At 64.5% G+C, this 10,287-nt stretch carries 9 protein-coding genes and 2 pseudogenes; 6 read left to right on the top strand and 5 right to left on the bottom strand.

All coding sequences use genetic code 11. From position 1 onward, the window contains the following. Both ABD209_RS19680 and ABD209_RS19675 read right to left on the bottom strand, forming a co-directional pair. Positions 1-763: IS3 family transposase (locus tag ABD209_RS19680; protein ID WP_344069800.1), on the bottom strand; the 763-nt coding region annotated here is incomplete at its 3' end. Beyond that, positions 694-1,059, bottom strand: a complete 366-nt coding sequence (locus ABD209_RS19675) for a transposase (RefSeq protein WP_344069784.1) — start codon at positions 1,057-1,059, stop codon at positions 694-696. The genes ABD209_RS19675 and ABD209_RS19680, both read right to left, overlap by 70 nt. A gap of 177 nt (positions 1,060-1,236) precedes the next feature. Between ABD209_RS19675 and ABD209_RS19670 the strand changes: the two genes are divergently transcribed. From ABD209_RS19670 to ABD209_RS19655, 4 genes and pseudogenes are all read left to right on the top strand, one after another. Then, the gene (locus tag ABD209_RS19670; protein WP_344069781.1) at positions 1,237-1,461 is read left to right on the top strand and encodes a transposase; all 225 of its coding nucleotides are present in this window, start codon (positions 1,237-1,239) and stop codon (positions 1,459-1,461) included. Further along, positions 1,413-2,194 (top strand): annotated as a pseudogene (locus ABD209_RS19665) (IS256 family transposase); the annotation flags it as partial. The gene ABD209_RS19670 and the pseudogene ABD209_RS19665, both read left to right, overlap by 49 nt. Positions 2,195-2,481: 287 nt before the next feature. Further along, complete coding sequence (locus ABD209_RS19660) at positions 2,482-3,579, top strand: IS110 family RNA-guided transposase (protein ID WP_344069797.1); 1,098 nt, start codon at positions 2,482-2,484, stop codon at positions 3,577-3,579. A gap of 6 nt (positions 3,580-3,585) precedes the next feature. Beyond that, positions 3,586-3,855: pseudogene (locus ABD209_RS19655) on the top strand (IS256 family transposase); the annotation flags it as partial. A gap of 9 nt (positions 3,856-3,864) precedes the next feature. On the opposite strand, the gene ABD209_RS19650 reads toward ABD209_RS19655, so the two are convergent. Next, a complete protein-coding gene (locus ABD209_RS19650) occupies positions 3,865-4,200 on the bottom strand; it encodes a hypothetical protein (RefSeq protein WP_344069778.1) in 336 nt (111 codons plus the stop codon). A gap of 696 nt (positions 4,201-4,896) precedes the next feature. On the opposite strand from ABD209_RS19650, the gene ABD209_RS19645 reads away from it, so the two are divergent. After that, positions 4,897-6,033 carry a TolB family protein gene (locus ABD209_RS19645; RefSeq protein WP_344069775.1) on the top strand — a complete coding sequence of 379 codons (1,137 nt, stop codon included), beginning with the start codon at positions 4,897-4,899 and terminating at the stop codon, positions 6,031-6,033. Then, positions 5,982-7,604 (top strand): cutinase family protein, encoded by a 1,623-nt coding sequence (locus ABD209_RS19640; protein ID WP_344069772.1) that lies wholly within the window; start codon positions 5,982-5,984, stop codon positions 7,602-7,604. The genes ABD209_RS19645 and ABD209_RS19640 overlap by 52 nt, the downstream gene beginning before the upstream one ends. 125 nt (positions 7,605-7,729) lie before the next feature. Here the strand turns inward: ABD209_RS19640 and ABD209_RS19635 are convergent, their stop codons facing one another. Together ABD209_RS19635 and ABD209_RS19630 are read right to left on the bottom strand one after the other, a co-directional pair. Continuing rightward, on the bottom strand, positions 7,730-9,223 hold the full coding sequence (locus ABD209_RS19635) for an APC family permease (RefSeq protein WP_344069769.1): 1,494 nt from the start codon (positions 9,221-9,223) through the stop codon (positions 7,730-7,732). Positions 9,224-9,329: 106 nt separating this feature from the next. Continuing rightward, the gene (locus ABD209_RS19630; RefSeq protein WP_344069766.1) at positions 9,330-10,280 is read right to left on the bottom strand and encodes a PH domain-containing protein; all 951 of its coding nucleotides are present in this window, start codon (positions 10,278-10,280) and stop codon (positions 9,330-9,332) included. Between the last annotated feature and the right edge of the window lie 7 nt (positions 10,281-10,287).

Below are 10,287 nucleotides of genomic sequence, written 5' to 3'. Positions count from 1 at the left end.
GGATGCTGCGAGAACACCTCCGACACCACGGTAGCCCCCAGGGTCGATCGGCGTGCGAGTCACGAAACCCGGGAGCACCTAGGCAGGCAACAGTCTTACTATCCGCGTGCAGGATCACCCCGACGGTGTCACCGTCGCGGAAGGTGACCGCGCGCCGCAACGCGTCTTCGACGATGTCGGTGTGCAGGCTGTCGCTGAAGGCGTACCCCAGCACCCGGCGAGAACAGCCGTCCCGGACCGCGCACAGGTACACCCAGCCCTCTCCGGTGGCCAGGTAGGTGATGTCGGAGGTCCACACCGTGTTGAGTTCTCCGGTGTCGAACCGACGCCCGACAAAGTCGGGGATCGCGTGCGGGGACGGGTCGGTGATCGTGGTCACCGGATGCCATGGCCGTGGACTGATCCCGTGGATCCCGTTGTGACGCATCACTTTCGCGACCGTCTTGACCGACACCACCTCACCGGCGGCGCGGAGCTCGGCAGTGATCCGTGGCGCCCCGTACACGCTATCGGACTCCTCGTGCGCGGCAGCGACTTTCCCGGCCAACTCCGACAGCCGCTGCGCGCGCGGGCCCGGCCCGGCCGCTTGCCGCTCGACCCAGTCGTAGTAGCCCGAGCGAGACACCCCGAGCAGATCACACATCCGCGCCACCGACGGCCTCGACCGCTCCATGTCGGCCTTCTCCGTGTGGATCACTGCGAACGCGGCGTCTGGCTCGACGCGTTCTCCGCCACGAAGAAGGCCGCTGCCTTTTTCAAGAATTCCCGATCCATCCGCAGTTGCGCGTTCTCCGCCCGGAGCCGTTCCAACTCGGCCCGCTCGTTCAGATCCACAGCCGGCGGCGGCTCATCCATCCGCGACCGCTCGATCGCGACCCAACGACCCAACAGCTGTTCCCCTACACCGATCTCGTCGGCCACCGCACGGATCGCGCGACCGGTATCGATCACCAGATGCGCGGCATCACGCCGGTACTGCGGGGTGTACTTCCTTCGCACTGCACCCATGAAGGCATCCTCTCCTGCCAGGCGGACCTGGCCAGTCAGGATGTCCGTCAAACGGGGTCAAGCCCACAACACGCTGACTGGGTCAGCGGGGAAGGGTCAGTGATGACCGAGCGCACTGGTGGGCGTGAGCCCACTGCGGAAGGCAGCCCAGAAGACGCTCACACCTGAAGAGGTGGAGCGCAAAGCGGTCCGCGAGCTCGTTGCAGCGGCTCGCGCCAGGGTGACGATTTGACTGGCCCGGAGGGGCTGCTGAAGACGATCACCAAACAGGTCATCGAGGCCGCTCTCGAGGAAGAGATGACCGAACACGTCGGCTACGACAAACACGCTGCCGAAGGACGTAACGGCGGCAACTCCCGCAACGGAACCCGGTCCAAGACGGTGTTGACGGACAACGCCGACCGGTGCAGGTCGAGGTGCCGCGGGACCGGGACGGCACGTTCGAGCCGGTGATCGTCAAGAAGCGGCAACGCCGCCTGAGCGACGTGGACGCGATCGTGTTGTCGCTGTACGCCCGCGGCCTGACCACCGGAGAGATCAGTGCTCACTTCGCGGAGACCTACGGGGCGTCGGTGTCCAAGGACACCGTCTCGCGGATCACCGACAAGGTGATCGAGTGGGGGTGCCTCCCGCTTGCGGGGGCCATGCAGGCCTGGTCCGCTCGACCCTGCACCGCGTGTACGGGGCGATCTTCATCGACGCCATCTATGTCAAGGTCCGTGACGGGCAGGTCGGCAACCAGCCGTTCTACGCCGCGGTCGGGGTCGACCTGCACGGACACCGCGACGTGCTCGGGGTCTGGCCAGGCACCGGGGTCGGCGGGGAGTCCGCGAAGTACTGGCTGAACGTGCTCACCGAACTGAAGAACAAGGGGCGTCGCGGACGTGTTCTTCAGCCCCCGCAAGCGGGAGGTGCCCGCAGTCTGTGATGGGCTCAAGGGGCTGCCGAACTCGGTGACCACGGTATTCCCCGCCACGATCGTTCAACGTGCATCGTGCACCTGAGCCGCGGCACGTTCCGGTACGCCTCCAAACGCTACCGGGAAGCGATCGCCAAAGACCTGCGCCCGATCAATACCGCGCCATCCGCGGACGCGGCCTGGGCCAGGTTCGAGGAGTTCGAAGAGAAGTGGGGCAAGGCCTACCCTGCGATCCCGAAGCTGTGGCGGGCCGCGTGGGAGCAGTTCATCCCGTTCCTCGCGTACGACGTGGAGATCCGCACGGCCTTGTGCTCGACGAATGCGATCTGGGTGTTTGGCTATGCATGTCGCCTCGGCCTCGCGAGCAGGGGCGATCGGTCGGCCCTGGCTCTGAACGCTATTGACCTTGGTGTCCTTGATTCGAACTGCCGGGCCGGCCGTTTGGGCGCGGGCCCGGGTGCCTGGCTTGAAGGGAGCCTGCTCGACTCAACCCAGATCTGCCGGCGACCCGGACCCGCTGCCCGCACCGTAACGCGGCGTAGGAGGAGTACCTCATCACCACGTCAGCCGTCGCGGGGATCGACCCGCACAAACGCTCGGGCACCGTCGCCGTGCTCTCTGCCACGGGCGAGCTCATCACCTGCGAGTCCTTCGAGATCAGCTTCGAAGGCCTGGCGCGCCTGCTGGAGATCCTCACGGGCGCCGGCGTGGTCATAGACCGGGTCGGGGTCGAAGGCTCCGCCAGCCTCGGGGCGCCCGTGGTGGCCGCTCTGCGAGCCAGCGGATATGACGTTCGAGAAGTTCAAGCCTCCCGCACCAACGACCGACGCCGCCGTCGGCACCGGGCCAAGACCGACATCACCGACGCCCACGCGATCGCAGCCGAGACCCTCGCCGATCCCGCGCTGCCGCCCGCCCGCAAGCACGTCGAGACCCCGTCACCGGCATGGGACACGCTGCGCGTCCTGAGATCGCAACGGGAATCTCTTGTCCTGCAGCGGGTTCGGCTGCTGACCGAGGCCGAGCCCGTCCTGTGCGCCCTGCCCGTCGAGATCCGCGACCAACTGCCCGCGACCAGCCGCGTCATGGCCGCACTGAAGACGATCCGCACCCTCGACACCGGCGCCCTGTCCCGTGCCGACTCGGCCCGGATCCGGTGGCTGCAATCAACACTGTCAGCGGTCGACGCCATCACCATCGGCCTCAAAAAGGTCGACGCTGAAGTCCCCGCACTCCTGAGCGAACTGGGCTGCACCCTCACCGAGATCGTCGGTGTCGGCGTGGTCACCGCCATGACGCTGCTCACCGAAATCGGCGACCCGACCCGGTTCGAGACCGAAGCCCAGTTCGCCCGGTGGTGCGGCGCCGCACCCGTGGCCGTGTCCTCCGGAGAGGGCCACGGCCAGCCCCGACGACATCGCCTCGACCTGGCCGGCAACCGTCAAGTCAACAGCGTCCTGCACATCGTCCACGTCACCCAGGCACGCATGCACGAGCCAGCCAAGACCTACCTCGCCAAGAGCAGCGCAACTGGCAAGACAGCCCGCGGTGCCCGCCGCGCCCACAAGCGTCAACTCGCCAACGTCATCATCAGACACATGTGGAACGACGCCAAGCGAGCCCCAACCGCCCCCTCAACCGTCGCCGCTTGACAAGAGAGCTTCAGGTCGTTGAACTTCCAGCTGCGCAAGATCATCAAGAACCGCGGCCACTGCCCCAGCGACGCCGCCGTCATCAAGCTCCTCTGGCTGGCGATCATGAACATCGAGGACAAAAGAGCCCGGCAACGCGCCAAGGAAGCCCGCGCCCCCAAGAACGAGCGCAAAGCCCCGGGCAAGCTTGTCGAAGGCGCCCAGCTCCAAGGCTGGAAAGCCCCCCTCGGCGAACTCGCCCTCATCTACCCCGACCGCATCAACCGCCACCTCTGAGAAGACCATTTACACAGAAGACTTGACAAGCTCGGCCATCACGTTCGTGGCATCGACATCCAACACCACCAGATTCGTCGGCAACCTGGTGTCGGCCACTCGGGCGGCCGGGACCCCGCCGGGCAGTAGCCCCACCACCCGCGCCCGAGTCGTGGCGCGCGCCGCCGCGACCCGCTTCCCGGGAGTCTCGGCGAGTTCGTCCAAGGCCCGCCATACCGGCCCCCGCAAGCGGGAGGTACCCCCAGCCGGCGAAGCCACCGACCCGATCACCTGGCCTTGGTGGCGCAGGGTATCGATATCGGCGATCGCTTCACTACCAGCGACCAGCATCGTGGCGACATCCACCAGCACCCGTCCCCGGTCATGACCCGGGACGAAACCCCGCCGTCTCAGCGCGCCCGAGAGCGCGCCGGTCAGCCCCCCCGATCAGCCAGCAGCCGCACCGCGACACTGCCCGCGTGGGCGACCACGCCCCTCCCGTCACCAGAAACGCCCAACCCTGCCGACCACGATGTACCCTTCACCTACCAAGTGCCTTCCCGCTCGAGGAGAACTGTTCTCGCAAGCACGATTACCTCGTTGCAGGACAGGCACTTTGGTGCATCTCAGGCGTGTCACCCCCCTCACTCATGAAGGGTCGAGGTTAGGTCCTCCCCCGCAAGCGGGGGCACCCCCAACCACGGCTACGGGCGGCCTTGACCAGCTCCCGCACCGCTGCCCGCTCGGTCTCGGACCAGGCGACTCGCTTCTTCGCTTCCTTCGGCATCGAGCTCACGCTCGGCAGTGTCTCGACCATCACTGACCTTTCCCGCCAACCCTCGTTGGCGTTTCGGGCCAGTCACACCGTTGGTCGGGCAGTCTCGCTGCCATCACCCGGTAGCGCGGCATGTCCCCAAAATAGTGGACTCCCTTATCCAGTTTCTCTCTCCTAGCCTTCAGTCAGGCTCGACACGGTGTCGAGGATAGTGAGAGGAATCCATGCGAAAACTCCGATCAACATCAATCGTGGCGACGGGAGGGATATTTCTGGGTGGCTCAATCATGGGCATCGGCCCTGTTGGCGCATCGCCGGGGGTTCAGGGGAATGGCTCGTCCGGGGCGCCGGATGTCAGCGCCGCGGGCCGCTATGTTGCGTTCACTTCCGTTGCAAGCAATCTCGTCAGTGGAGACACAAATGGCGTGGCCGATATCTTCGTGAGAGACACTGCGTACTCCAAGACGAAGCGAATCTCCGTGGGCGTCAAGGGCCAGGCGAATGGGGCGAGTGTCGACCCGTCGATCAGCGATGACGGAAAGTTTGTGGTCTTCACTTCGGTGGCAAGCAATCTTGTTCCGAACGACACTAACGGAAAGGCCGACATTTTCCGAGTCGAGGTGGCGACAGGGGCCATTGTGCGGGTAAATGTCACAAACTCTGGTGCGCAGGCTGTGGGCGCATCTAAGCGTGGCCGGATCAGTGGCAACGGAACGAGCGTCGTATTCATCTCGGCCGCCAAGAACTTGGTCTCGGGTGACACCAATAGTGTTCAGGATGTGTTCGTCCGAGACCTGGTGAGCAAGAAGACCACGCGTATCTCATTGAACCCCTCTGGTGCGCAGTTGAGCGTGGGCTCGTATTGGCCGAGCATTTCCCAGGATGGCAGGACAGTCGGATTCATGTCGGACGCCTTCTCCGATCCGAAGGTAACGGCGTGGTGCGGGCGCGTCCCGGACACGATGGCGGTCATCTCCAAGTGGACGCTGGGGACCACAAAGCCCGTCATCACGGAGGCAGTATGTAGGACAGGGCAGCGAAATCAGATTCAGGAAGTCCGGGCCAACAACAATGGTGGTGTGGGATTCGTCAACTTGGTTTCCGATTCCGGAACTGGGTACGCAGACTTCGTGACTCGTGGCAAGCAGGGTGTAACCTGGACGCAGGATGATGCGGACTCGTATTCGGTTCCTTCATGGGATGTTGGACGTTTTGGCGACGTGCTCGTCGCAACCTCCAACACGTCTGACTACCTCGATGTAGTCGATCTCTATGGCCAACGTGCCCACCTGTATTGGCCAGCGGACAATGTATCCATGTCACCCGATGGGTCCACCGTGGCCGTGCAAACCCGGGACAACGTCACCCAGGTATGGACGTGGAACTGGCAGACGAACGCGATGAAGCTGGTGAGCACCTCGTGATGCGAGCGTCCAAGGTAGCCCGTTGGGCACTGGCTACCTGTGCCGCGTCAGGGCTCGTTGCGTCACCTCTCACGGCAAGTGCCGAGTCGACTCCCGCCGGATCTTCGGGCTCGGCTATTGGGCGGGCTGCGGTCAATCCGGCCCAAGTCTCGCGTCTCAATGCCCTATCTCCGTGTCAGGACATCGTCTTCTATGGACTCAGAGGGAGCGGTGAGCCGCTTGATGACCGCACGTTCGACATGGGCGGCAAAGTGTTTGCGGCGTTTAACGGACTCGCCGCGCAACTTCCTGGCCGCCGCATCGCTGGCGAAGGGATCGCCTATCCTGCTCAGGCGGTCGAGGCCGTTATCACGAGGTACTACTTCGAGGGTATTGATGTGGGCGTCACATCAGTCATGCAGGGCATCCTGAGGAGGTCTGCGACGTGCCCGCGTGAGAGGTATGTCATTTCAGGCTACTCCCAGGGGGCGATGGTCGCTCACCGAGCGATGTTCGCCATGGCGAAGGACTCCCGATATGTCAATGCTCTCTCGCGAACGGTGGCCTTTCTGAATATAGCCGATGGTGACCGAGTCGCGAACGAAATGGGCCGTCACTATGGAACCAGCAAGGAGGGCTCTTTTTCGTTCGGCGTGAGCTGGGCGGTGTTTGGCCTGGACGGGAACTCATATAAGCCCACCAAGGCCAAGGTTCCCGCGGCCTTGCAACCAAAGTGGTTCTCCATTTGTGACTCGGGCGACATCGTCTGCGACGCGATCAAGGGTGCTGCTAATCCGCTTGGTGGTGTGGGCATTCACACGTCACATTATGGAAGCGACAGCACGGCGGTCCGGGACGCTCTTCGCCCAATTGCCCAGTCCGTTTTGGCAAAGGCGGCTCTTCCCGAGATGCGTCTGACGACATCGCAACTTCCGATGCCGGTCCTTGGGGCATCCTACTCCGCACAGCTTCAGGGGCTCAATGGAGTGGCGCCGTATCGATTTACGTTGCCGTCTGGGCAGCGACTACCCGCGGGCCTAACAATGTCGTCAACTGGGCAGGTCTCCGGGATTCCCACGAGTCTCAGCCCAGCGGCCTTCAGCGTGCTGGTACGCGACAGCAAGGGCCAGACAATCCGTCCGACCGTAACATTTCCAATGGCCATCACTTTTGACGAAGTTTCACTTGGATCCACGGTGACCACTCAGTACCGGGCCAACGGTTACAACTTCACGAGCGGGCTGGGAATGTTCACGTCCGGTGACGGCGCCAACCCAACGTCACCGGTGTTGTCAGGAAGTCCGCTTTTCCAGGGCCCTATAGAGTTCACCCTGGTGCAGCCGACTGGTCCGACGCTTCCGAGGTCGGCATCAAATGTCAGATTCGACATTGGATATCTGGACGCGGCAGGCAGTATTCGCATCAGTTGGTACAATGCGACTGGCGCCTTGATTGGCTCAACTTTGACGTCCACCTATGGAGTCGCGCCCATTACCTTGGCCGGCTCTGGCATCACCAAGGTGCGCATGGAGCAGGTGTTCATGGGTGCCGAACCCGCCGGCTATGCCATCGACAACTTGATTGATTGGTAGCAGCTGCGTCCGGACTCGGCCATACGCAAGGAAAAACCCCTCGTGCGCAACGGAAATGTTCCGTTGCGCACGAGGGGTTTGTAGCATCGGGCGGGAAAGTTGAGACCGCCCCCCTGACCAGGACCTCAGGTGGAGGTCATCGAGGGGATGCCGGAATCCTGCGGGTCACGGCCCGCGAGGCGGGAGCGCTTGTAGCCGTAGACGAAGTAGATCAAGAAGCCCAAGGCCATCCAGATGATGAAGCGGATCCAGGTCTCCAAGGGCAGCGTGAGCATGAGATAGGCACAGATCAGGGCCGACAGCCACGGCAGGAACGGGCTGAAGGGCACCTTGAACGGCCGGTTGAAGTCGGGACGCCGCTTGCGGAGCACCGGCACGGCCAGCGAGACCAAGAAGAAGGCGGTCAGCGTGCCGATATTGATCATGTATTCCAGCTTGCCGATCGGGGTCAGCGCCGCCGTGAGGGCCACGACCGTGCCGACGATGATCGTGATCTTGACCGGGGTTCCGGTCTTGGGGTTGGTCTTGCCGAGCCAGGCCGGCAGCAGCCAGTCCCGCGACATCGCGAAGATGACGCGCGAGGTGCCGATGAGCAGCGTCATGACCACGGTCGTCAGGCCGGCGACGGCGCCGGCCGCGATCAGCGTCGCATAGTGCGGCTTGCCCACGTCGACGAAGACCTGGGCGAGGGAGGCCTCGGCCGAGAGGTCCCGGTAGGACACCATGCCCGTCATCACGAGGGCGACGGCGCAATAGAGGATGGTGCAGATGATCAGCGATCCGATGATGCCGCGGGGCAGGTCCCGAGCCGGGTTCTTTGCTTCCTCCGCCGTGGTCGCCACGACGTCGAAGCCGATATAGGCAAAGAAGACCAGGGAGGCGCCGGCGAGGATGCCGCCCACGCCGAAGGCGGATGGTTCCATGCCGAAGATGGATTGGATCAGGGGCGCGGTCCACACGCTGTGGGTCTCGGCGGTCGTTTCGGCGGGCGGGATGAAGGGGCTGTAGTTGTCGGCGTTGATATAGCCGATGCCCGCGAAGATCACGAAGAGCACGATGAAGACCTTGAGGGCGACGAGCACCATGTTGACGCGCATCGACTCCTGGATGCCGATGGTCACCAAGACGGTCAACACGGCCACGAGCAGGAAGGCCGGCAGGTCGAAGTGGGATCCGTAGGCGATGGAGGCCGGGATATCGATATTGAGCCGCCCGAGGAAGACTCCGAGATAGGCCGACCAGCCCTGCGCGACGACAGAGGCGCCGAGCATGAGTTCAAGCAGGAGATCCCACCCGATGATCCACGCGACGATCTCGCCGAGTGAGGCATAGGAGAAGGTGTAGGCCGAGCCGCTGACGGGGATCGCCGAGGCGAACTCGGCATAACAGAGGGCGGCGAGCGCACAACATACGGCCGCGACAATGAAGGACAAGATGATGGCCGGACCAGCCAGCGTCGCCGCGGCGCGCCCGGCGACGGTGAAGACCCCCGCGCCGATCACCACGCCGACGCCGAAGACCGTCAGATCGAGGGCGGTCAGCTTCTTCTTGAGCTGATATTCGGGCTCGTCCCCTTCGCGAATCGTCTGTTCGATCGTCTTGGTGCGCATCACACTCATCGGGGCTCTCCTTTCACCTGGTTGTCGTCGGTATGCACTTCTCCAAACCCGGGGAACGCTAGCGGCTGCGACGTGGCGGGCGTCACACCGCCCACGTTCTGGATGTTCATTGGCGGGGCCGCAGGATCGGCAGTTCTCCGGTGTCGGCCTCGGGCCAGCTCCGCGGCGGCGGGGTCGGCGCGGGATTCGCCTTCGGGGGCGTGGCGGTTCTGCCGGAGGCGTCGTTGGCCGGCCCTGCCGGGCGTGGGGGTTTGGGCGACCGATCGGACGGGGGCGTGGGACCGCCTGGCCGCCGGCGCCGAGCGGGCGGTTGTTGCGGGTGGTCACCGGCCCCGAAGAAGCTATGCCCCGTGTGGTGCTGGATGGGCGAGTTGACCTTGCCCGCCTTGGGCAGCGCCGGCGCCGCATTGGTCGCGGGCCGGCGGTCGGTGACGCGGACGAGGCCCTGCCGGGAGGCGCCGACCGCGCGGCGGGCGCCCCGGACGGTGGCGGACGCGGCGCGGCGCGCGGGTGGGTGACGAAGCTCCGGTTCCGGCCCCGCCCATTCCTCGCCGAAGATGATCGCGTTCAACCGCCGGTATGCCTGCGTCGGGTGCGGGGCGTAGCGGAACTCGCGGATCGCCTGGTCCTGCCCGGCGCTTTCGATGGTGATGGTGCCGTAGCCGACCAGGCGCCCGATGAGTGGCTGGTCCAGGCGCATGTCGGTGATCTTCTGGAGCCGCATCATCGGGAAGGACTTGTTGATGACGCCTTCCACGCGCAAAACCCGGCGATCGGTTGCCGCGAAGGAATTGTGGCGCCGCTCGTATTCGCGCCACGCCAGGTTGCCGAGCGCCGCCAAAACCAGGAGCACGGCAAGCAGGGGGAGGCGATCACCTCGCAACATCATCGCGACGAGCGTCAGGGCCGCGAGCAGGAGAGCGGCGGGGCGCCACAACGACATCGGATGCTGGTGCAGGTTGAGCTGAAGCTCTTCGGTGCCCGTGAGGTTCTTGCGCAGGTCCGCCTGGGGCACGGCCACGAGCGGGTCCGGCTCGGTGTGCTCGGTTCCGCTCATGGTGACA

The organism is Nostocoides vanveenii (genome assembly GCF_039531165.1).
GTDB classification, from domain to species: Bacteria; Actinomycetota; Actinomycetes; order Actinomycetales; family Dermatophilaceae; genus Nostocoides_A; species Nostocoides_A vanveenii.
This window is presented reverse-complemented; position numbering and strand designations above follow the sequence as displayed.